This window comes from Flavobacterium sp. DSR3-2 (genome assembly GCF_049896525.1).
Taxonomy (GTDB): domain Bacteria; phylum Bacteroidota; class Bacteroidia; order Flavobacteriales; family Flavobacteriaceae; genus Flavobacterium.
In genome coordinates this window covers 185,168-208,062 of record NZ_JAFCUM010000003.1, presented here as the reverse complement: position 1 = coordinate 208,062, position 22,895 = coordinate 185,168, and the positions used below count along the sequence as shown (strand labels likewise).

At 30.8% G+C, this 22,895-nt stretch carries 19 protein-coding genes; 15 read left to right on the top strand and 4 right to left on the bottom strand.

The features are described from left to right. The first annotated feature begins 41 nt into the window (after window positions 1-41). The 7 genes from ACP7AV_RS06610 (at window position 42) to ACP7AV_RS06580 (ending at window position 5,551) form a co-directional block, all read left to right on the top strand. The gene (locus ACP7AV_RS06610; RefSeq protein WP_426091256.1) at window positions 42-1,172 is read left to right on the top strand and encodes an NAD(P)/FAD-dependent oxidoreductase; all 1,131 of its coding nucleotides are present in this window, start codon (window positions 42-44) and stop codon (window positions 1,170-1,172) included. Further along, a complete protein-coding gene (locus ACP7AV_RS06605) occupies window positions 1,173-1,886 on the top strand; it encodes a methyltransferase domain-containing protein (RefSeq protein ID WP_426091255.1) in 714 nt (237 codons plus the stop codon). It begins immediately after the preceding gene. Further along, the gene (locus tag ACP7AV_RS06600) at window positions 1,883-2,935 is read left to right on the top strand and encodes a type III polyketide synthase (protein WP_426063801.1); all 1,053 of its coding nucleotides are present in this window, start codon (window positions 1,883-1,885) and stop codon (window positions 2,933-2,935) included. Before ACP7AV_RS06605 ends, ACP7AV_RS06600 begins: the two co-directional genes overlap by 4 nt. A gap of 88 nt (window positions 2,936-3,023) precedes the next feature. Continuing rightward, on the top strand, window positions 3,024-3,458 hold the full coding sequence (locus ACP7AV_RS06595; RefSeq protein ID WP_426091254.1) for a 3-hydroxyacyl-ACP dehydratase FabZ family protein: 435 nt from the start codon (window positions 3,024-3,026) through the stop codon (window positions 3,456-3,458). Then, window positions 3,459-4,730, top strand: a complete 1,272-nt coding sequence (locus tag ACP7AV_RS06590) for a beta-ketoacyl-[acyl-carrier-protein] synthase family protein (RefSeq protein WP_426091253.1) — start codon at window positions 3,459-3,461, stop codon at window positions 4,728-4,730. A gap of 54 nt (window positions 4,731-4,784) precedes the next feature. Beyond that, complete coding sequence (locus ACP7AV_RS06585; RefSeq protein WP_426091252.1) at window positions 4,785-5,042, top strand: acyl carrier protein; 258 nt, start codon at window positions 4,785-4,787, stop codon at window positions 5,040-5,042. Window positions 5,043-5,059: 17 nt separating this feature from the next. Continuing rightward, window positions 5,060-5,551: a 4'-phosphopantetheinyl transferase family protein gene (locus ACP7AV_RS06580; protein ID WP_426091251.1), complete on the top strand. Its 492-nt coding sequence runs from the start codon at window positions 5,060-5,062 to the stop codon at window positions 5,549-5,551. An 8-nt stretch (window positions 5,552-5,559) separates the two neighbouring features. On the opposite strand, the gene ACP7AV_RS06575 is transcribed toward ACP7AV_RS06580, so the two are convergent. Beyond that, a complete protein-coding gene (locus ACP7AV_RS06575) occupies window positions 5,560-6,156 on the bottom strand; it encodes an exonuclease domain-containing protein (RefSeq protein WP_426063796.1) in 597 nt (198 codons plus the stop codon). A gap of 2 nt (window positions 6,157-6,158) precedes the next feature. Continuing rightward, window positions 6,159-8,075 carry a DUF294 nucleotidyltransferase-like domain-containing protein gene (locus ACP7AV_RS06570; protein WP_426091250.1) on the bottom strand — a complete coding sequence of 639 codons (1,917 nt, stop codon included), beginning with the start codon at window positions 8,073-8,075 and terminating at the stop codon, window positions 6,159-6,161. 184 nt (window positions 8,076-8,259) lie between these two features. On the opposite strand from ACP7AV_RS06570, the gene ACP7AV_RS06565 reads away from it, so the two are divergent. Continuing rightward, complete coding sequence (locus ACP7AV_RS06565; protein ID WP_426091249.1) at window positions 8,260-8,766, top strand: DUF2911 domain-containing protein; 507 nt, start codon at window positions 8,260-8,262, stop codon at window positions 8,764-8,766. A gap of 84 nt (window positions 8,767-8,850) precedes the next feature. Here the strand turns inward: ACP7AV_RS06565 and ACP7AV_RS06560 are convergent, their stop codons facing one another. Further along, window positions 8,851-9,720: a DUF808 domain-containing protein gene (locus tag ACP7AV_RS06560; protein ID WP_426091248.1), complete on the bottom strand. Its 870-nt coding sequence runs from the start codon at window positions 9,718-9,720 to the stop codon at window positions 8,851-8,853. Between the two features lie 359 nt (window positions 9,721-10,079). Further along, entirely contained in the window at window positions 10,080-12,686 is a 2,607-nt protein-coding gene (clpB, locus tag ACP7AV_RS06555; protein ID WP_426091247.1) for an ATP-dependent chaperone ClpB, read from the bottom strand. Window positions 12,687-12,831: 145 nt separating this feature from the next. Between clpB and ytxJ the strand changes: the two genes are divergently transcribed. The 7 genes from ytxJ to ACP7AV_RS06520 all read left to right on the top strand — a co-directional run bounded on the left by ytxJ (window position 12,832) and on the right by ACP7AV_RS06520 (window position 22,816). Next, window positions 12,832-13,221, top strand: a complete 390-nt coding sequence (gene ytxJ, locus ACP7AV_RS06550; RefSeq protein ID WP_426063791.1) for a bacillithiol system redox-active protein YtxJ — start codon at window positions 12,832-12,834, stop codon at window positions 13,219-13,221. Between the two features lie 56 nt (window positions 13,222-13,277). Next, window positions 13,278-13,952 (top strand): hypothetical protein, encoded by a 675-nt coding sequence (locus ACP7AV_RS06545; RefSeq protein ID WP_426091246.1) that lies wholly within the window; start codon window positions 13,278-13,280, stop codon window positions 13,950-13,952. Between the two features lie 1,261 nt (window positions 13,953-15,213). Then, complete coding sequence (locus tag ACP7AV_RS06540) at window positions 15,214-16,362, top strand: MraY family glycosyltransferase (RefSeq protein ID WP_426091245.1); 1,149 nt, start codon at window positions 15,214-15,216, stop codon at window positions 16,360-16,362. Window positions 16,363-16,406: 44 nt separating this feature from the next. Then, window positions 16,407-17,162 (top strand): polysaccharide biosynthesis/export family protein, encoded by a 756-nt coding sequence (locus ACP7AV_RS06535; RefSeq protein WP_426091244.1) that lies wholly within the window; start codon window positions 16,407-16,409, stop codon window positions 17,160-17,162. An 18-nt stretch (window positions 17,163-17,180) separates the two neighbouring features. Next, window positions 17,181-19,538: a GumC family protein gene (locus ACP7AV_RS06530; protein WP_426091243.1), complete on the top strand. Its 2,358-nt coding sequence runs from the start codon at window positions 17,181-17,183 to the stop codon at window positions 19,536-19,538. A 719-nt stretch (window positions 19,539-20,257) separates the two neighbouring features. Further along, complete coding sequence (locus ACP7AV_RS06525; protein WP_426091242.1) at window positions 20,258-21,538, top strand: oligosaccharide flippase family protein; 1,281 nt, start codon at window positions 20,258-20,260, stop codon at window positions 21,536-21,538. A 3-nt stretch (window positions 21,539-21,541) separates the two neighbouring features. Further along, window positions 21,542-22,816, top strand: coding sequence for a hypothetical protein (locus tag ACP7AV_RS06520; RefSeq protein WP_426091241.1), 1,275 nt, complete (start codon window positions 21,542-21,544; stop codon window positions 22,814-22,816). Window positions 22,817-22,895: the final 79 nt, after the last annotated feature.

The window sequence follows — 22,895 nt, the reverse complement described above, 5'->3', positions numbered from 1 at the left end:
ATAGCGAACATTCTCAAACAAATCCATAAATTTACTTCTATATGAAAGCTAAAGAAGTTTTAATTATTGGTGGTGGTTTAGCTGGATTGACTTCGGCAATTCATTTAATTAAATTAGGCCTACATGTTACGTTAGTAGAAAAAAATAGTTATCCCAAACATAAAGTTTGTGGCGAATATATATCCAATGAGGTTTTGCATTATTTAAATTGGCTGGATTTAAAACTAGACAATTTAAATCCTACAAAGATTACCAAACTTGAATTTTCAACAGCAAGCGGAAAAACGATTAAAAGTGTTCTTCCACTCGGAGGTTTTGGGATAAGTCGTTTTACTTTAGACGAATATTTGTACAAGAAAGCTCTTGAAAACGGTTGCATAATTCTTCAAGATAATGTTGAAAATATAGTCTTCGAAAACGATCAATTTATAGTTACGACTACTAATAATAATATTTTAAAATCAGAAATTGTTATTGGCGCTTTTGGAAAACGTTCAAATGTAGACCTAAAAATGAATCGGGATTTTATTAATAAAAAATCATATTGGTTAGCGGTTAAAGCACATTATTCGGGAGGTTTCCCAAATGATTTAGTTGGTTTACATAATTTTAAAGGCGGATATTGCGGTGTTTCTAAAGTAGAAAAAGACAGAATTAATATCTGTTATCTAGCAGATTACGAAACTTTTAAACAGTTTAAAAATATTGAGGAATATCAAAATAATGTCGTTTCAAAAAACCCGCATTTAAAAGTAATTTTCGAAAAAAGTAATTTACTTTTTGAAAAACCGTTGACCATAAGCCAAATCTCTTTTGAAAAAAAACAAGCGGTTGAAAATCATATTTTGATGATTGGCGATACTGCAGGACTGATACATCCTTTGTGTGGTAACGGAATGGCAATAGCAATTCATAGCGCAAAAATTGTTTCAGAATTAATTCATAAATATTATACAAATGAAATAAAATCCCGAAATGAACTGGAAGAAAAATACATTCACGAATGGAATTTAAACTTTAGAGAAAGACTTAAAATGGGGCGATTTTTATCCAATATTTTGCAAAAGCAAAAACTTTCAGTCGTATTGATGCGTTTATTAATTATATTTCCGTTTTTATTGCCTAAAATCATTAAAAAAACGCATGGAAAACCAATCATTTTAGACTCATAAATGGCGCTAAATACCAAATATAGAACTGACAAACCGGAAATCATGGATGATTTTGCCATGGAAGGTGAAATTTTGCGTGATGCTTTGGATAAAATAGCGAAAATTAATCAACTTTTAGGTGGAAATCAATTAACTTTAAAAGGAGTACAGGAACTGATTCAGGATTTTTCCAAAACAAGAGAAATTGTAATTTTGGATGTGGGTTGTGGCAATGGGGATATGTTGCGAACTTTAGCTGATTTTGGACTGAAAAATAATTTGAAATTCAAGTTAATAGGTATAGATGCCAACAATTTCACAATCTCTCACGCATTAAAATTATCAGAAAAATATCCGAATATCAGTTATCATTGTGAAGATATTTTTGATAAATCATTTAATGATTTAAAGTATGATATTGTTTTATGCACTTTGACGTTACATCATTTCAAAGACGATGAAATCATACAGTTATTGAATGTTTTTCATACTAATGCATCCATCGGAATTGTAATCAACGATTTGCATCGAAGTGCGGTTGCTTATCGTTTATTTCAAGCTTTATGTTTCGTGTTTCAATTGAATGATATGTCCAGAGAAGACGGCTTGACTTCAATTTTAAGAGGTTTTAAAAAAGAAGAATTAGTTGATTTCTCTAAAAAATTAAATTTTAAAAACTATAAAATTCATTGGAAGTGGGCTTTTAGATACCAATGGATAATTTCAAAAATATGAGTGTAAAAATCAAAACCGTTACCAAACAGTTACCAAAATATTCCAGAAATACAGATGAAATTATTCCTTTTTTGGATACATGGCTCGTTGGGCAAGACGAACGTTTCATTAGAAAAGTAAAAAAAATTTTTGAAGGAGCAGCAGTCGATAAACGCTATTCCATTATGGATCCGATTGAAGTATTTACAAAAACGTCATTCGAAGAAAGAAACGATATTTATATTCGTGAAGTTATCGATTTAGGTGAAAAAGTTTTAGAAAAAGCGTTAAAAAAAGCCAATTGGAACCCTGAAGATTTAGATTATATTATTACGGTAAGCTGCACCGGAATCATGATTCCGTCACTGGATGCTTATCTGATAAACAGATTAAAATTACGCCAGGATATTGTGCGTCTTCCTGTCACTGAAATGGGTTGTGCCGCCGGTATTTCAGGAATTATTTATGCGAAAAACTTTTTGCAGGCCAATCCGGGGAAACGCGCTGCTGTAATTGCAGTTGAAAGCCCAACAGCTACATTTCAATTAGATGATTTTTCAATGGCAAATATTGTAAGCGCGGCAATTTTTGGTGATGGAGCAGCTTGCGTTTTACTTTCTTCACATGAAAATGATGAAGGTCCGGAAATTTTGGCGGAAGAGATGTATCATTTCTATGATAATATTCACATGATGGGTTTTAAACTTACGAATTCTGGATTACAAATGGTATTGGATATTGAAGTTCCAGAAACGATTGCTTCTCATTTCCCGGATATTATTCATCCTTTTTTAGAAAAAAACAATTTAAAAATGGAGGACATTAATCATTTGATTTTTCACCCTGGTGGAAAAAAGATTGTTCAAACGGTTGAAAGTTTGTTTTCTAGTTTGGGTAAAAATATAGACGACACGAAAGAAGTTTTGCGTTTGTACGGAAATATGTCAAGTGCAACAGTTTTATATGTTTTAGAGCGAATAATGGACAATCAGCCTAAAAAGGGAGAGAAAGGCTTAATGTTAAGTTTTGGCCCGGGTTTTTCAGCACAACGCGTTTTATTGCAGTTTTAAATTAGTTTAACACAAATGTCAAATATTTACACAAATTAAGTAATTTCATCTTATTTTTTATTAGTATGTGAAATCTGTATATAAAAATATGACTAACCAAGAAATAATATCAAAATTACCGTATTCAAAACCGTTTTTGTTTGTGGACGAAATTCTTCAAATCAATGAAAATGGAGTAGAAGGAACCTATACTTTTGACGAAAATCTTGACTTTTATAAAGGACATTTTAAAGATAATCCCGTGACTCCAGGTATCATTTTAACGGAAGTTATGGCGCAAATTGGTTTGGTTTGTCTGGGGATTTTTTTATTAGATAATTCGTTGAATAAAAATGCTTCAATTGCCTTAACATCAACAGAAATTGAATTTTTAAAACCTGTTTTTCCAAATGAAAAAGTTACCGTAATTTCAGAAAAAGTTTACTTTAGATTTGGAAAACTGAAATGTAAAGTCATCATGAAAAATGAAAAAGGAGATGTAGTTTGTACAGGTATAATCGCAGGCATGATAATCTCTAAATAAATGAAAAAAAGAGTAGTTATAACTGGTCTTGGTGTTGTTGCTCCAAATGGAGTAGGACTTGAAGCGTTCACTCATGCCATCAAAAATGGAATTTCTGGAATCAAGCATGACGCTGAGCTGGAACGATTGCAATTTTCTTGTCAAATAGCAGGGAAACCAGTAATTTCTACCGAATTAGCATTAAAATATTTCTCTGAACTGGAATTAAGAAACTTTAATTCAACGGGGATTTTGTACGGTGTAATTGCAGGAATTGATGCGTGGAAAGATGCCGGTTTATCAATGGAAATCAACAAAGAACCGGATTGGGATAGCGGTACTATTTTTGGCACAGGAACATCAGGAATTGATAAATTTCGCGAAAGTATTTATAAAATAGATGATTTTCAAACGAGAAAATTAGGTAGTACCGCTGTAGCTCAAACTATGAATAGTGGCGTAAGTGCTTATCTGGGCGGAAAATTAGGATTAGGAAACCAGGTCTCCACTAATTCCTCAGCGTGTACAACTGGAACCGAAAGTATTTTGATGGCGTATGAAAGGATTAAATCAGGTCAGGCAAAACGCATTTTAGCAGGAAGCACCAGCGATTCCGGACCTTATATTTGGGGTGGCTTTGATGCTATGAAAGTCTGTACTTTTAAGCATAATGAAAATCCCGAAAAAGGATCAAGGCCAATGTCTTCAAGTGCTTCAGGATTTGTTCCCGGAAGTGGAGCAGGAGCTTTAGTTCTCGAAGATTTAGAAAGTGCATCGGAGCGAGGTGCTACAATTTATGCCGAAGTTTTGGGTGGAAATATAAATTCTGGCGGGCAACGTGGTTTAGGAACGATGACTGCGCCAAATCCTATTGCAGTGCAGAAATGCATTCAAGATGCTTTAAAAAATTCAGGAATCAACGCCAATGATGTAGACGCAATCAACGGACATTTGACAGCAACTTCAAAAGACAGTCTTGAAATTCAAAATTGGAGTGAGGCTTTGGGTCGAAAAGGAAAAGAATTTCCATACATAAACTCCTTGAAATCGATGGTAGGCCATTGTTTATCTGGTGCAGGAAGTATTGAAAGTGTGGCTTCGATATTACAATTGCATCATGGATTTATTTTCCCAAATATCAATTGTGCCGATTTGCATCCTGAAATTTCAGCAATAATTGATGAATTTTGTATACCACAACAACTGATTGAACAGGATTTAAATATAATCGCAAAAGCCAGTTTTGGTTTTGGAGATGTGAATGGCTGCGTAATTTTTAAGAAATACATTTAGTCTCGTATTGGAAGATAATTTTAAATTCAGTACATCAATAAAAAGAAAAAAAATATGAATAAAGAACAAACAATTGAAGAGTTAAAAAACATAGTTAAGCCGTATATTCAAAATAAGGAAGCTTTTGACTCCCTTACGGAAAACACTGATTTCATCAATGATTTAAAGATTAATTCTGCTAGTTTAGTAGATGTAATTTTAGATATTGAGGAGAAATATGATATTGTAATTGACAATGAAGCGATGGAACGGATGTTAAATGTAAAAGCAGCAATGGAGATTATTGAAACTAAATTATCAGAGAAAAACTAGTAAATTATTAGTAAAAAATGATTGGAAATGACATCGTAGATTTGGCTTTAGCCAGAAAAGCAAGCAATTGGAAACGAAACCGGTTTTTAAATAAAATCTTTACTGTAAAAGAGCAATTATTAATTTCTGCCAGTGAAAATCCAGAAATAATGGTTTGGAATTTATGGTCTCGAAAGGAAGCAGCTTACAAAATCTATAATCGGGAAACAGGAATTCGTGGTTTTTTTCCATTACAATTAGAATGTTTTTACGAAAATGCAACTTTGGGAACCGTTTTCATAAAAGGAAAAATTTATTTTACTCAAAGCAAAATTGAAAACGATTCTATTTACACGATTGCTGTTGTCGAGAAAGAGCATTTCAAAAAAATTAAAAGTATTGATTCCGCTGCGGAAATTTTTAAAAAAAATGGAATTCCATTTATAATAGATTCCAGTACAAAAATAGAAAAACCAATTTCCATAAGTCATCACGGACGATTTTGGGAAGGAATTATTCTTAATGATTAGAATAAGAATTACTTTATTCCCAGTCTTGATTTTAATTTTAAAAATAATAATGCCGTTTTGTAAGCATCTTCTGAAGAAGAATTTCGGTCACTTTTAGGAATGTTATAGGCGGTACAAAGTTCATCCAACGAAAATTGTTTATCATTAACATCGTGAAGTTTCCGATGCATAACATCAACATCCAACGCCTCATTTTTTAAACGTCCACAACCTAATCGTTCCAAGGCTGCATTAATCATTTCCACATCAAAGTCAATGTGATGACCAACTAAAACGGAGTTCCCTATAAACTCTATAAATAATTTTATGGCATCAGGTTCTCCTAGTTTTTTCATTTTGCTTTCTACTAAAAATTCATGAGAAAGTCCATTTTCATGGAAAAATTTATATTGTAACAAAACCGTTTCAAAACCATCTCCAATAACAATACTATTGTCAATAATAGCGAAAGAGCCAATTGATAAAATCACATCCTTATCTGGATTTAAACCGGATGTTTCAGTCGATAAAATCACAAAACGAGACGATTTTTTATCAAATTTAGAAATATAGGTTTTCCAAAATTCCGGATATTCTTTATTAATATTTTTTAACCAGTCCAACATAATTATGAAAATTGAGTAAGTTGAAATTTATTTTTTATTAATTCTTCCAATTCTCTCATGGGAGCTAGAGCATTTTTTAATTTTTCCTTGTCAATTTTTGATAATTCATTCAAATTTATAAATTGACCTGAATTGTCATTTTTTAAACCTTCTAAGGCTCGGAATTTAGATAAAATTAAAAAGGCTTCAGCACAACTAAGATAAATTTCCGCATGTTTTGGATCGGTAATCGACAGTTGTTTGAATCGTTGAAAAGTGTTATTGATTCCTCGAATATCAAAACTTAAAGTGAATAGACGAGCACCATCAATCAAAGGCATCAACGCACGTGTTTTTATGTCAAATTTGTCTTTATTAACTCCTTCTTCTTCAACAATAAAATTTTTGAAAAATGTCAATGAAGAATTCTTTCTCAAAGCATCATTTCCTAAAAAGTCAAAGAACAAAGTATTGTTTTTGGCATTTTTAAAAACAACATTTCCTATGGCATCTTCGATTCTTTGTTCTCCGAATGTGATTTCGTAATCAAAAAAAATACTGCTTAAATCATTGCTGTTTTCACCGGGAGTATTCATCCAGCTGTCATATTGTTTTGTCCAATCAGTCAGTGACTTACACCAAAGCATATTGCTTCCCATGTGTCCGTTTGGACATAACTCATAACCAATTTTTTCGAGTGTAGAAGTTATTCTTTTTCCTAGTTTAAGGAAATAATCTTTTACCTCACGATATTTATCTGCAGATACATCTTCAAAAATTAAAATACTATCCTGATCCGTTAATAATAATTGCTCTTTTCTTCCTTGACTTCCAATACTTAGCCAAGCAAAACGCGCAGGAGGAGAACCTAAATCTAAAATCGACAACTCTACAGAACGTTTAATAATTGCTAAATTTATTTCACTGGCAATATTGAAAACATGAGAAAGCGGTATGTTTTTAGAAATTGATGTTTGAACCAAATCTGTTAAACGTTCTCGTATTTGTTTTAATTCTTTTGGATTTTGCGAACGCTTAACCTCTTTGATTAAAACACCGGGATTGTTAGCTTGAGCAACGATCAAATCATGTTCAGAAATGATACCTCTTAAGTCCGATTTATCGGTTCCATCTTCTGTTACACATAAATGAGTTACATTATGTTTTAGCATTAGTAATTGAGCTTCGGCCAGGGAGACGTTCTCCACGACCGTAATGACAGGAGAAGACATTATTTTATCGACAGTAACAGTGACGGGATATCTGCCAGTGGCAATTTTAGAACGCATATCACTATCGGTTACAATTCCGATAGGCAGATTATTTTCACAAATGACAATATTATTTTTTAATGTTTCTGTCATTAATTGAGCAGCTTCTTGTACAATTGCTGTAATCGTCGTTTTTAATGGTGAAATATTATAGGACAAAGATTGAAAATATTGCATTTCTGAATGCTGATCCGAATAAAAAACATTATCGGAAATCAACTTTCCAATTAAATTTTCTTTGTCTTTTGGATTCCGCGTGTTTACGGCAAAACTTTCCAATAAGAAATTTAAAACTTCCGAATTATCAGCTACGAAAGGACGAAATGTGGCTATGGGAATGGCATAAACAATACTTTCTTCTCTGGCTTTGGCCGTCATCATGTAGTTGTTTTTGGCAAAAAACGGACGTAAACCAAAAATGTCTCCTTCAGTACATTTATTCAAAAGTGTTTCTTCAGCATCTGCGATAATGGATAAATTGATAACCCCTGAGGCTACAACGTAGAAACTGTCATGTAAGACATCATTGATTTGGAATAATGTTTTATGTTTTTCTAAATTTACAACGCGAATGCTCATGGCTATTTCAGATAACTCTCCAAAAGTCAAGTGATTAAATGGCGGATATTCCTTTAAAAAATCAGCAATATGTTCAGCAATTGTATTCATGGTTGGTCAAATAAATAATGTATTGTTTGTAAAAATAATAAAATAATAAATTATAATACTGTCATTGTAATGCTAAAACAATTTAATTATTAAGTTCATAATTTTTTCTTAAAATTAAGAGGAAATATACTAAGTTGATCGAACTTATTTTAATTTTATGAAATAAACTAAATCTTTTTAAATTATGAGATTACTTAATAAAATACATCTTTTACTTGTTGCATTTTTGATTACAAATACAATAAATGCTCAAGAGAAACCAACGAGTACAAAGGAAGTGGCTTCAGGAAAAATAAATGGAGCGACTATCACTATCAATTACGGCAGTCCATCTGTTAGAGCCAGAGAAATTTGGGGTAAATTAGTTCCATTCAATCAAGTTTGGCGTGCCGGTGCAAATGATGCAACAACTTTTGAAACCGACAAAGAATTAACTGTTGAAGGATCAAAATTACCAGCAGGAAAATATTCTTTTTTTATAATTCCAAATGATAAGCAATGCACTGTTATCTTTAATAAAGAATCGAAACAATGGGGAGCTTATAAATACAAAGAAAAAGAAGATCAACTTCGAGTAACAGTAAAACAAAAAGTTGCGAAGTCAAAAGCTGAAAAATTAATTTATTCAATAAATAATAATTCTATTTCTTTGAGTTGGGATAATTGGATAATTCCAATTTCTGTAAAATAAAATTCATTTTTATTTATATCATTAAACAGCATCACCAGTCGGTGATGCTGTTTTTGTTTTATTCAAATTCCTATTTTGGGATGCTTACTTTTTGCCTATTATTTTTTTGAAGAGGTTTACAGTTGCCAAAACAAGTCCTCCTATTACAAGCCCCACTAAAAATTCGGTTACAATGGAAGGTAATTGGGGTAATACGCCATGTAAAAAATCGATATTATGTACAAATATACCACCAGCCACTAATAATAAAGCGATAGTTCCTATTACGGACAAACTTTTGATGACTTTTGGCAAGGCTTGTACCAGAATATTTCCTAAAGTTTTTGAAAAACTTTTTTCTTTAGAACTCAGTTGCATCAGTTTTAAACCTACCTCATCCATGCGGACTATTAGCGCAACAATGCCATAAACTCCAACGGTGGCTATGATTGCGATGATGGTAACAACCATTATTTGTGATGAAATGGGTTTTCCAATTACGGTGCCTAGCGCAATGATTACGATTTCTACAGACAAAATAAAATCAGTTACTATGGCTGATTTTATTTTATCTTTTTCAAAAGCTAAAATCTGTTCTTCAGTCAACGGTTCCAATGAAATTTCATGTTTGGAATGCTCATGAGGAAAGAAGTATTCAAATATTTTTTCGGCGCCCTCATAAGCTAAATATAGTCCGCCAAGCACTAAGATGATAACGACGGCTATGGGCAAAAAGGCACTTAGCAAAAAAGCAATAGGTAAAATAATTACTTTGTTTATAAAGGAACCTTTTGCAATGGCCCACAATACGGGAAGTTCTCTTGATGATATAAATCCGGAAGCTTTCTCGGCATTTACGGCTAAATCATCACCTAAAATGCCAGCTGTTTTCTTGGCTGCTAGTTTACTCATTACTGCAACATCATCCATGATTGCTGCGATATCATCTAATAGTGCGAAAAAACCTGATGCCATTTTGATTGTTTTTAGAAACTGAGTTGATTTTGGAATTGCTGTCCCAAAATTTAATCTGCGCGTTTTGTTTATTTAATAGTGCGAATTTAATACTTTTTTGATTTACTCAAATTATAAAATGGGCTTGAGAGACATAAATTTCTGGTATAGCCCTGATGGAAGTAAGTATCCTTTTTTTAAACGCTTCTTATCCTTATTGAGTTTTGAATTCTGGAAGGGTTGCGTTTAAAAAAAGATACTGCGGACAGCGGGACAACTCGTATTGAAAAGCAATAAGTGTTCTGCTCCTAAAAAACTATACGGCATAAAAAAACAGCAGCCTTTCGACTGATGTTTTTCATTTTTTGAAATTATTCCGATTAAGAAACTAATTCGGTTTGATTTCTAAAAACTAATTGTCCATTAAAAGCATCCAGCAAAATAATGCTATCGGTTGTGATTTTTCCGGCTAGAATTTCTTTGGATAATTGGTTCAAAACGTCTCTTTGAATCACGCGTTTCACTGGTCTGGCTCCAAATTGAGGATCATATCCTTTTTCGGACAAATAGGCGATAGCCTCTGGAGTAGCATCCATAGTGATGCCTTGCAGCGCTAACATTTTAGTCACGCTTTTTAGTTGTAAACCTACGATTTTGGTAATATTTTCATTAGTCAATGGCGTAAACATTACAATTTCATCTATCCGATTAATGAATTCCGGGCGAACGGTTTGTTTTAATAGTCCGAGAACTTCCACTTTTGCAGCCTCGGTCGCAGCTTCGACGCCTCCTTTTAAATTTTCAAATTTTTCTTGAATTATTTGGCTTCCCATATTAGAAGTCATGATGATAATCGTATTTTTAAAATCGGCTAGACGTCCTTTGTTATCTGTCAAACGTCCTTCATCAAGGACTTGTAACAAAATGTTGAAAGTATCTGGATGCGCTTTTTCAATTTCATCCAATAATATCACAGAATACGGTTTTCTACGAACTGCTTCGGTCAATTGTCCGCCTTCTTCATAACCTACATATCCTGGAGGCGCACCAACTAAACGGCTTACACTGTGGCGCTCCTGATATTCGCTCATGTCAATTCTAGTCATCGCATTTTCATCGTCAAACAAGTATTCTGCTAAAGCTTTTGCCAATTCTGTTTTACCAACTCCTGTAGTTCCGAGAAATAGAAAAGTTCCAACTGGTTTTTTCATGTCCTGCAATCCGGCGCGGCTTCTGCGCACGGCATCACTTACCGCCTGAATGGCTTCTTCCTGCCCAACTACTCTGTGATGTAATTCATCTTCCAGTTTCAATAATTTTTCTCTTTCTCCCTGAAGCATTTTCATAACTGGGATTCCGGTCCATTTTGCTACGACTTCGGCAATGTCTTCGCGGGTAACTTCTTCTTTTATCAACGATGTTCCTCCAGTTTGATCCTCGGCTAATTGTTTTTGAAATGTATCCAATCGTTCCTGGGCTTCTTTTATTTTTCCATAACGAATTTCGGCTACTTTTCCATAATCTCCATCACGTTCGGCACGTTCCGCTTCGTATTTAAAATCTTCAATTTCCGTTTTTACCGCTTGAATGTTATCCACCACATCTTTCTCTGATTTCCATTTGGCGTAAATCTCGTTTCTTTCTTCTTTTAGATTCGCCAAGTCCATTCCTAAAACTTTGAGTTTACTTTCGTCTTTTTCTCTTTTAATTGCCTCAATTTCTATTTCCAATTGCATTACTTTTCGATCCAGCACATCCAGTTCTTCGGGTTTTGAATTGATTTCCATACGTATTTTTGAAGCTGCCTCGTCCATTAAATCAATGGCTTTGTCTGGAAGAAAACGATTGGTAATATAGCGTTGAGACAATTCGACTGCAGCAATAATAGCTTCATCTTTTATCTGAACTTTATGGTGTGTTTCATATTTTTCTTTGATACCTCGTAGAATAGAAATTGCACTTTCCGTATCCGGTTCTTCGACCATTATTTTTTGGAAACGTCTTTCGAGTGCTTTGTCTTTTTCAAAATATTTTTGATATTCGTCTAAAGTTGTAGCTCCAATGGCGCGAAGTTCTCCACGAGCCAACGCTGGTTTCAAGATATTTGCCGCATCCATGGCTCCTTCGCCACCACCGGCACCAACAAGTGTGTGAATTTCGTCAATAAATAAAACAATATCTCCTTCAGCAGAAGTCACTTCTTTCACTACGGATTTTAAACGCTCTTCAAATTCACCTTTGTATTTCGCGCCTGCTATCAAGGCTCCCATATCAAGGGAATATACAATTTTATCTTTTAAATTGTCTGGAACATCACCATCTACAATTCGGTGTGCTAATCCCTCGGCGATGGCAGTTTTCCCCACTCCGGGTTCTCCCACGAGCATTGGATTGTTTTTGGTTCTGCGCGTTAATATTTGTAATACCCTACGAATTTCCTCATCACGACCGATAACTGGATCGAGTTTACCTGCGCGTGCCAATTCATTAAGATTTTTAGCGTATTTATTTAAAGAATTGTAGGTTTCCTCAGCCGATGCCGAAGTCACTCGTTCACCTCTTCGCAATTCATCGATAGCGGCTTTTAGTCCTTTTTCAGTTACGCCCTGGTCTTTTAGGATTTGTGCAACTTTACTTTTGGAACCAAATATGGCTAAAATTAAGTGCTCTACAGAAACGAATTCATCATTCATTTTTTTGGCAATAATTTCGGCTTCGTTTAGTGTTGAGTTTGCGGTTCTGGAAAGCATAATTTCGCCACCTGAAACGGTTGGGAAACTTCGTATCGTGCTGTCTATTATTTGTTCCAATAAACTCACATTTACATTGAGTTTTTTAAGCAGAAAAGGCGCCACATTTTCATCGACTTCAAAAATAGCCTTAAAAATATGTTCGTTTTCTATTTGTTGTTGTCCATTAGTTTGCGCTAATTGTTGCGAAAGCTGAATGGCTTCCTGAGATTTGATTGTGAATTTATTTATGTTCATGATGAGAGAGTGTTTTGGGGTAATTTGACTAACTTTGTAAATCTATATTCAATTTATATTCCAATACAATAGTACCGACAAATTGACAGAAATTTCATGATTTATATCATGTATAAAAGTCAAAATGTCTTAAAACAATAAAATTATGAGTTTTTTTAAAAATATTTTTAATAGTTCAAACGATGCAAATTCAAATGAAAACAAAATCATCTGGAACCAACTAACTGATTTGGCACAACTCAATGAAATTACCATCATTTCGAATGAAAAACCGGTGGCTATTTTTAAACACAGTACGCGATGCAGTATAAGTAGGATGGCGCTGAAACAATTTGAAAATGAGTTTAATAGCTCAGATAAAGTTACGCCTTATTTTTTAGATTTAATAGCACATCGCGATATTTCTAATGAAATTGCAACTCGTTTTGGAGTACATCATCAATCTCCCCAATTGATTTTAATCAAAGAAGGAAAAGCCATTTATAATGTTTCTCATAGTGATATTGATGCGGAAGAGTTGGGGAGAAAAGTTTAAAAAAAACTCAAGGAAATTTTAAAATTTAACAAGTTATTAATTAATTTAATGATAAAATGGAGGTAAGTAAATGGCTGATCGCCGGAATAGTAGTTGCTCAATTATTAGTTTCATGCGAAGTAGTTCGTATTAGTGAAAATTCAAATTATAAGGATTCAAAATTTGTTTTTGGTCCCAACAAAACTGCGGTACTTTTTGGTGATGACACAGTATTAATTAGTGAATTTTCCAAAACATTTAATAAAAAGTACAAACAAAAAAAGGATTTTGTGAAACAGTATGATAGTTTATGTGCTGTTACATTGAAACAAGAAAATATATTTGGTGATATAAAGTATGATAAATCATTTGAATTTATTTCAAATGATCAAGTGATTGTTACCCAAGATCAACAAAAGAAAGTAGATTCATTATTTACAAATACTAGCGCTGATTACTTGATAAGAATTTATGATCACGAAATTACAAACAGTATACAAGGAAATCCTGGTATGGGTATGGCTATGTCCGGAGGTATGGGTATGACTGCAGGTACTCAAAGTGAAAGTTGTATTATTAAATCTCATTTTCAGATTTATGATGTAAAGTCACGAAAAAAAGTATTGGATTTTATATCAAAAGGAAATGGTAGCGTTATGTTTTTTGCATTTGAGAAAGCCCTTACAGATGCAATTATCAGTTCGATTAAAAACTCAGCGATATATTTAAAAACTGGAAAATTAAAATTTTAAACTAATTTATAAATATTTAGTTTTTTATGAAAGTGGGAGATACAGTTTTGTTTCTGAATTTATTTTTTAAGTATTTAAAAAAGAACCTCGTTTAAAAATATTAAACGAGGTTTTTTTATTCTTAATAAGAATCGTTTATTTTCTTTTTCATGGGATCCAAGCACAAATTATTATTGCTTTCTTCATAAATGTGCTTGATTTCTTTTCGAGATTGAAATGTCCCATTTTCCAAATGTTAAGTAACCGCTTTTTAGGCATCTCTAAAAAGCATTTCTGCAACCACCATTTCGTTAAAGAAATTTACAGTTGACAAATAATCGTATTTTATTTCCCAAGATATACTCTTTTATCTCAACAACTTTTATCACAAAAACAGCAATATCCAAACACGCTTTCCGGTTTTGAATTGCTGAAAATAATCCTATTTCCAGTACTTAAAAATCTCTGTGGTAATAACTTTGATGGCTGTTTATGATTAGAGTAATTTTGTACCGCAACGCTTTAATTTTATTGCATCTAAAGCAAATTAATTCAAAAAAATCTGATTTTTCTTTTGTTTGAAATGCTATTAAAATTTATCTCTAAATCTTTCGGAAATTCGTTTTCATTCCTTTTTTGTAAACTAAATAGTCACAAGAAATCTTTACTATTTCCTCTTCCATTCGGTAAAAAATTTTAGATTTCCAAATGGTATCGGCTTTTTAGTAACCGCGTTATTCATTTTGGATTTAAGTCTTTTCATTTTTTCAATGATACTTCATTATTCGTTTTTTTTATATTGTAACAACTTTTAAGATCAAAATTCAAAATTGAAATCGTAATATTTAAGGTTTTAATTATAAAAATAATGAACTGTAATATGCTGTTTATCATGTTTTTAAGACAATATTACCTTTTATCGAATATATTGGTTATTGATAGTTAAAATTATTTGAAACCAATAATTATATTTAGATTTAGATCAAAATTGTAACCCCATTTGTAAATAAGAAAAATAATTATTACCCATAACATTTTTAATACTAATAAATAATTTTTTATCATGTAAGAAATTCAGACTGATAATATTCCTAATAAAAAAATTAGTCATTTGAGATTTTAAAGATGTATTAGATGAAGATTAATTGATTTTTTTATTATCAACAAATTTTTTACAAGAATAAAAAATTAAAAATAGACAGGAATTAATTAACAAAAGCAGATAGAAAAAGAAATTCTTTCATTGAATAAAATATTTTATAATAATAAAAAAATAAAAAAGATGTTACAAGAAATCATGTCTAATTTATCAGTGTTAAGTATAATGATAGTTATAATTTCGTTTTTATTAGTGTATGTTATTATACCAAATATACATCGGATAATAAAAGTTCGGAATTTAAACGATCAACCCAATAATCGTAGCTCTCATTTTTGTCCAACACCTACTATGGCTGGTGTAGCTTTTTATTTTACAATTATGATTTCACTTTTTTTTATTAAACATTTTGATATTGAAAATATTGGCAACAATTTAATTACAGCGATAACAATTGTATTTATAATAGGTTTAAAAGACGACTTGGTCGTTACATCTCCACGCGACAAATTAACAATGGAAACCATAGCTATCATTTTTTTATTACTATCAAATAGTATGCATGTGAAAACTTTGAATGGATTTTTAGGAATATATGAATTACCTGAATTATTAGAATATTGTGGAATTATTTTTATTTTATTGACGATTATTAATGCATTTAATTTTATCGATGGAATAGATGGTTTAGCTTCCACAATCGCAATTGTGATCTTTAGTGTGTTTTCTTTAATTTTTTACGCCTCTGATTTACACTTTTATTTTTTAATTAGTTTGAGTGTTATAGGAATGTTACTGGCCTATTTATATTATAATTTTTCGACGACACAGAAAATTTTCATGGGTGATACAGGTTCGTTGCTGATAGGATTTTTTATAGGATTTTGTACATTAAAATTTCTTTCTATGGATACTTCATTGTTAAGCAATTTTACGTTTAAAGCTGAAAATAAATTAGTAATAGTATTTGCGGTACTATTCATGCCTCTATTTGATATGTTTAGGGTGATTGGATTAAGAATGATGGAAGGAAAAAGTCCCTTTAAGGCAGATAGAAATCATATTCATCATATTTTAATTGATTCAGGTCTGTCACATTTTAAAGTTGCAATGACTTTAGGATTTCTAAACTATGTAATTATTATAATTACTTTATGGCTTTCATCATTTTTAGATAGTTTTCAAATGTCTGTTTTTTTAATATTTTTATATGTTATCATGTTACTTTTCTTCAGTCTATTAAAAGAACTAACAATGTATAGTGTAGGAGAAATCTTCATAATTAAATTCAATTATTTTCTTTTAAATAAAAATGAAAAGAGTGAATTGTGAAAAATATTATCTCCGTATAAAAATAAAATTTAAACAACAATTATATGAAAAATAAAAATATTAAATACTTATTGCTAGTATGGTTAACTATAATTTTCACCAGCTGTGTTTCTTCTAAAAAAATGGTGTATTTTCAAGACAATGGGAATGATTTAACTTTTGAGAATTATGAAATTTTTGAGCCTAAAATTCAAATAGGTGATATTTTAAGCATCAACGTATCAGCAATTGATAAAGGAGCAGCAGTTCCTTTTAATTTATATGAATCGATTAGTGCAGCGGATCCAGAACCCTTAACTTATATCGTTGATAATGAAGGTCAAATTAATTTTCCAGTTATTGGAGCTGTTAAAGTAGAAGGAATTACTACAAAATTATTAACAAAAAAATTAACTGTGACTTTAGCAGAATATCTTGCAAAACCTATTGTAAACATTCGATTAATAAATTTTAAAGTAGCTGTTTTAGGTGAAGTAAAAACTCCAGGTACTTATTTAATACCGAACGAGCGAGTTACCATAATAGAAGCCATTAGCTTAGCCGGTGATCTAACCATAAACGGTAAGCGAAAAAATGTAATGTTAATTAGAGAGCAGGCAGGAAAAAGAGCCATTATCAAACTAGATTTAACGGATAAAAAAATCTTTAGTTCTCCTTATTTTTATTTAGCGCAAAATGATGTGATTTATGTAGAACCTAATAAAACAAAGTTAAACTCATCAGCTGTTGGCGCTAATGCAGGTATAATACTTTCATCAATTTCATCATTAATTTCAATAATAGCCATTCTTACTCGCTAAAACTTTAAAATCTAAATTATGCAAAATGAGAACCCCTCCAATTATATGTTTGAAGACGAAGAACCCATTAATTATCGAGAAAAATTTGAAAAGTATGCCTACAATTGGAAATGGTTTTTAATTAGCATATTTATTTTTAGTTTAGGCGCATACGCATATTTAAAATTTATCCCTAAACAATATACTGTTACTTCAACAATTTTAATTAATGATGAAAACAGTAAGGGGTTGCCTTCTGAACTTTCAGCTTTTGAAGACTTAGGACTGACCACTCTTGGTAAAACATCTGTCGATAATGAAATTGGGATGCTAAAATCGTTTAGTTTGATGGAAAGTGTAATAAAAAAATTAGGTACAAACATTACTTTTTATGAAAAGGGAATGATTTCCAATAAAGAATTATACAAAAATGAAATTCCATTCATAATTAATTTTTTATTGAAGGATTCCTTAGTATATAGTAAAGACACTACTTTTTCCATTCTTGCTTTAACACCTGCAAAATTTGTTCTCAAAAACAGTAGGGGTACAGTTAGTAAAGTCTATTTATTTGGTGAAAATATGCAAACAGATTTTGGAAATATTACTATTACACCAGCTGCATTAAAAAACTTAAAAAAAAATGAAGAAATAGTAGTTAAGGTCGTTCCCATAAAAAATATTATTGAAGACTTAAGAACAAATATTGAAGTTAAAACAATGTACAAAAAGTCTAGTTTAATTCAATTAATTTTAAAAGCACCTGTTAAATTAAAGTCACAAGATATTTTAAATAATTTAGTACAACAATATAACAAAGATGCCGTGGATGATAAATTATTTATCGGTAAAAGCACAAATTTATTTATAAATGAACGTCTGGATCTTATTAAAAACGAATTGTCAAATGTAGATCAGGGAGTGGAAAATTTTAAAAAAAATAATCAATTAACTGACATTGACGATGAATCTTCACTAATACTACAAAACAATGCAGAATTAGAAAAAAAAATTGTTGATTTAAATACTCAGGTAAGAGTTGCTGAGTATGTTACAGATTATGTTAACAAAAACACTGAACAAATTATACCGTCAAATTTAGGGCTATCAGATGATGCGGTTAGTACAAATAGTGCTAGATACAATGAATTATTAATAGAACGCAATCGGATTTTAAAGAGTTCAAGCAAAAAGAACCCTGTTATTATAAATTTGGATGAGCAACTGAAACAATTGAGAACCGGAATATCACATGGTTTGCAAAATTTAAAAGCATCTCTGAATATCGCTTTAAATAATACTAAAAAAGAGGAAGATAAAGTATTTTCAAGAATTTATTCGGCGCCAAAACAAGAACGACAATTTAAAGAATTTCAACGTCAACAGCAAATTATTGAAACCTTATATTTGTTTCTGTTACAAAAAAGAGAAGAAAATGCTATCTCACTAGCAGTAACTGCACCTAAAGCAAAAATAATTGATTTTGCAGATGGGAGCAATAGACCTACAAGTCCAAAATTAATTCTTGTAATCATCACAGCGCTGTCATTAGGTTTATTAATACCATTTACAACTTTGTATATTATATATTTTTTTGATAATAAAGTCCAATCTATAAAAGACATTGAAAATATCATAAAAGCACCAATAATTGGAGAAATCCCTAAAACGATTAGAGGTAGTAAAATCGTAATTCACGACACTGATAAAGAGAATATTTCTGAATCTTTCAGGATGTTGCGAACCAATATTAATTTTATGCTTTCTAAAATAAAAGGTCGCGCAAAAATAATATTTATTATGTCGACAATTGTTGGAGAAGGTAAAACTTTTACCACATTAAATCTAGCATCGGTAATTGCCCTTTCTAATAAAAAAGTATTGTTAATAGGTGGAGATATTAGAAAAGCGAATAGTAATGAATATATTAATCAAAATATAGGAAATGGATTGTCCAATTTTTTAATGGATAATTTTCTAAAAGTTTCGGATGTGATTGAACGTTCTTTAGAAGGAAACTTTGACATTATAAATTCAGGGACAGTACCTCCTAATCCATCTGAGCTAATAATGAATGGTCGTTTTGATGAAATTTTCGATTACGCAAAAGATAATTATGATTACGTTGTTGTAGATACAGCTCCTGTAAAAATGGTTACTGACTCGCTATTGTTAAGTCATTATGCTGATTTATGTTTGTATGTAATTAGACTTAATAATTTAGACAAGAGGCTTTTAGAAATTCCAAAAAAAATGTTCAATGAAAAGCGATTGCCTAATATGGCGATTCTTATAAATGGTGTTGATTTAAAACGAGGCTACGGGTATGGGCAAAGTTATGGGTATGGTAGATCTATGCCAAAAAAAAACTGGTGGAAAAGGATCATAGTAGGATAATTCGATAAGGGAAATCAAAACATTTCAATAGTATTGTTGCTTATTGGCCTTTCAAAGTCAAACTGATAAATTTACTGAAATCATTACAAATCAAAATCATAAATTTTTCGAATTATTTTGATTAGTTAAAATTAAGATTTATTTTTTTAACTTTTTGTGATTCATAAATTAGTAATCTTACTTTTAAATGATTGATAAAATGTTTTTTATAATTGATTTGATTCTTTTTCAAATGAATTAATAGTGTTAAACACTTTTTATTGTTACTAAAAAAAAGGAATAAATCATAATTTTTATTAAACGTGGACTGTTCATTTATGTAACTTTCTACAGCGGAGCTGTAAAAAATTTGTTTGTGAATTAAATTTTTTTTAAAATATCTTATTCTTAAATAGCTAATCTAGATGATTTTTTCTAAAAACAAATTTGGTATTATATTTATTATAGCTATTGCACTTTTATTAATAGCGATGGTTGGATTTGTCATGTTTGTTTAAATTATAATAATATTCAATTTCAATCATCCGACCAACTTAATAATATACATCACGCATTTTAAGTTTTTAATTAAAATAAGTTCCATCGTCTTTTAAAAAATTAAATAATTTCTTTAAAGCATTGTTTAACTATAATTTAAGTTTAAAAAATCAAGTGATTTTACCAAAAAACTTTAGTTAAGAAATCTTCTTTTTTGAATTGAAAATTAAAGACATTAGATAATGATAAAAAAATTTAAGAGAGCGGAAAACAAAAAATTATATTCTAATTTTATATCATTGTCATTTTTACATGCTGCTAATTTAATATTACCATTAATTACATTTCCTTATATGGTTAGAACTCTTGGAATAGAAATTTACGGACTTGTTATCTTTGCACAAGCGCTTATTAGCTATTTTTCTATCATCTCGGAATATGGATTTAATTTTTCCGGAACCAGAGAAATATCATTAACCAAGAATAACATCGAAGAATTAACGACAGCCTATAATTCAATTATGACAGCTCGTTTTGTATTAGTAATAATCTGTTTTGTTGTAATGGCAATTATAGTTTTTAGTTTTGAAAAATTTTCAATTCACTGGGAGTTGTATTTTTTAACCTTTGGTATGGTCATAGGAACAATGTTATTTCCGACGTGGTTTTTTCAAGGAATGGAAAAGATGAAATACATCACAATTCTGTCTGTAAGTTCAAAAGCTATTTTTACTATTTCGATATTTATATTCGTGAAATCTCCAAGTGATTATTTATTAGTCCCAGTATTAAATTCTGGAGGATATATTTTTGTTGGTATTATTTCAATGATTATAATAAATGTAAATTTTAAAATTCCGTTTAAAATCCAAAAAAGTATAAATGTCTGGAGACATCTTAGAGAAGGATATTATATTTTTATTTCTACAATTTCTACTAATTTATACACAACGACAACTACAGTTGTTTTAGGATTGGTAACTAATACAACTATGGTTGGTTATTATGCAATCGCAGAAAAAGCTTTGAGAATAATTGTAGCCATATTTTCTCCCTTTACTCAAACAATTTATCCACATGTTATTCAATTGGCAAAAAACTCATTCGAAGAAACTGTAGTTTTTTTGCGGAGAATTTTAAATTTTACGATTTTAATTTCAATTTTTATTTGGATAATCGGATTCATTTTTGCAGAGCCAATATTTCATTTGTTGTTTAGTCAAAATGTTAACCATTCAATATTAATTTTTAGAATTTTATCTCCACTTATAATAATACTGCCCACTGCATCAATACTATTTAACGTTGTATTGTTACCTTTTAAAATGGATAAATATTTTTCTAGAATCTACATGACGGGTGCAATTTTAAATTTGTTTGTCTTAGGAATTTTACTTTTTGTATTCAAACTATCTACTGTTGGGGCAGCTATATCTTTATTAATTTGCGAGTTTACCATAACAATTTATGCCGCAATAGTTATTCAAAGAAACAATATAAAAGTATTTTCATTTTATAAATAAATCATGAAAAGATTTCTAAAATCTAATAAAAAAGATCTGACTTTCTGGTATACTGCCCTGCTATTGGTTCTTTCCCAAACAGCTTGGGACCAAGCTGTAGTTTTTTTATCAATTCCTTTATTAATTCATCTTGAACTTAATAGATCAGTAAATGCCTCTCTTGGATTAAAAAATATTTTTTTTTTAAAGATGATTATTTTTACAGGATTTTTAGTTGGGATAGTCCATTTAGCGGAATATGATTTGTATTATTTTTCTAGAGATATAATGTACTTTATTCAAGCTCCAATATTTATAATTATCGGGTTTTACATGTCTAAAAACATAATTGATTTTAGAGAGCTAATACGAATTGTTGTACTAAGTTCGCTTGTTATAACTGTTTATAAATTTGTAGAGTTAGTTTTAAATCCAGCATTATTGACCCAACTAGGTCTTGAAACAAGATATGAGTATAGCTTATCAAATGCAACAGCATTGTTAGCATTTACAATATTGTTTTACGCAAGAATATGTAAATTTAAAATATTTAAAAATTTTCAAGAATGGCTGATAATGGGTATTTCTCTGTTCTCAGTTGCGATATCATTTTCGAGAACAGATTATTTTTTATTATTGGTAATGATTTTAATTCCTTTAATAAACAAAGCTTTTTATATTTTAAAAATCTACTGGCTAACAGTGTTTGTAGTAGTAGTAATTATTTTTGGAGGCTTTTTCATAAAAGTTGAATCCAGTGCAATTGAAGAAGATACATTTCAATCAAAAATAAATCATTCTTTCAATGAAATTCTTGTTCAGGATTATGAAACATCATTTGAAATAAGTCAAAACTGGCGCGGATATGAAGCATTTTTAGGGTTAACAAAATTCAGTGAAGGTAATTTTATTGAGATATTAGTAGGCCAGGGCTTCGGTACTGTCGTTTATACTCCGAATTGGATTTTTAATGGTGAAATGGATTCATTAGATGTTTTACCTATGTTCCATAATGGTTTTATTACAGTATTATTAAAAACCGGATTACTTGGGTTATTTTTTTTCTTTCTTTTTTTATTTAAACTTTTAAAAGTGGCCTTGAAAGTTCCTATACTAAGTTTTAGTAAGCTAGAAAAATTAACGACCATGCTTTTACAGGCAGCTGTATTTACCGTCTTGCTTCTAACTTTTGTAGTTCATGGAATTTTTACAACAACAACGCCTGTACTGCTACTTATTACAATTGGCGCTACACTTAAAATGAAAACATTCAGAGGAAAAATTATAAAAATAAATTAATTGTAACCAACAATATGAAAGAAAAACTTACAGTTGGATATTTAACCGCAAAAAATCCAAAAGATAAAAGAAGTTGGTC

Excerpts from the sequence above, each read along its gene's own strand:
- ACP7AV_RS06600 (WP_426063801.1), top strand. The coding sequence starts at position 1,883 with ATGAGTGTAAAAATCAAAACCGTTACCAAACAGTTACCAAAATATTCC.
- ACP7AV_RS06560 (WP_426091248.1), bottom strand. The coding sequence starts at position 9,720 with ATGGCATCAGGTTTTTTCGCACTATTAGATGATATCGCAGCAATCATG.
- ACP7AV_RS06520 (WP_426091241.1), top strand. The coding sequence starts at position 21,542 with ATGAAAAGATTTCTAAAATCTAATAAAAAAGATCTGACTTTCTGGTAT.
- ACP7AV_RS06525 (WP_426091242.1), top strand. The coding sequence starts at position 20,258 with ATGATAAAAAAATTTAAGAGAGCGGAAAACAAAAAATTATATTCTAAT.
- ACP7AV_RS06610 (WP_426091256.1), top strand. The coding sequence starts at position 42 with ATGAAAGCTAAAGAAGTTTTAATTATTGGTGGTGGTTTAGCTGGATTG.
- clpB (WP_426091247.1), bottom strand. The coding sequence starts at position 12,686 with ATGAACATAAATAAATTCACAATCAAATCTCAGGAAGCCATTCAGCTT.
- ACP7AV_RS06605 (WP_426091255.1), top strand. The coding sequence starts at position 1,173 with ATGGCGCTAAATACCAAATATAGAACTGACAAACCGGAAATCATGGAT.
- ACP7AV_RS06540 (WP_426091245.1), top strand. The coding sequence starts at position 15,214 with ATGTTACAAGAAATCATGTCTAATTTATCAGTGTTAAGTATAATGATA.
- ACP7AV_RS06585 (WP_426091252.1), top strand. The coding sequence starts at position 4,785 with ATGAATAAAGAACAAACAATTGAAGAGTTAAAAAACATAGTTAAGCCG.
- ACP7AV_RS06570 (WP_426091250.1), bottom strand. The coding sequence starts at position 8,075 with ATGAATACAATTGCTGAACATATTGCTGATTTTTTAAAGGAATATCCG.
- ACP7AV_RS06595 (WP_426091254.1), top strand. The coding sequence starts at position 3,024 with ATGACTAACCAAGAAATAATATCAAAATTACCGTATTCAAAACCGTTT.
- ytxJ (WP_426063791.1), top strand. The coding sequence starts at position 12,832 with ATGAGTTTTTTTAAAAATATTTTTAATAGTTCAAACGATGCAAATTCA.
- ACP7AV_RS06545 (WP_426091246.1), top strand. The coding sequence starts at position 13,278 with ATGGAGGTAAGTAAATGGCTGATCGCCGGAATAGTAGTTGCTCAATTA.
- ACP7AV_RS06580 (WP_426091251.1), top strand. The coding sequence starts at position 5,060 with ATGATTGGAAATGACATCGTAGATTTGGCTTTAGCCAGAAAAGCAAGC.
- ACP7AV_RS06535 (WP_426091244.1), top strand. The coding sequence starts at position 16,407 with ATGAAAAATAAAAATATTAAATACTTATTGCTAGTATGGTTAACTATA.
- ACP7AV_RS06590 (WP_426091253.1), top strand. The coding sequence starts at position 3,459 with ATGAAAAAAAGAGTAGTTATAACTGGTCTTGGTGTTGTTGCTCCAAAT.
- ACP7AV_RS06530 (WP_426091243.1), top strand. The coding sequence starts at position 17,181 with ATGCAAAATGAGAACCCCTCCAATTATATGTTTGAAGACGAAGAACCC.
- ACP7AV_RS06565 (WP_426091249.1), top strand. The coding sequence starts at position 8,260 with ATGAGATTACTTAATAAAATACATCTTTTACTTGTTGCATTTTTGATT.
- ACP7AV_RS06575 (WP_426063796.1), bottom strand. The coding sequence starts at position 6,156 with ATGTTGGACTGGTTAAAAAATATTAATAAAGAATATCCGGAATTTTGG.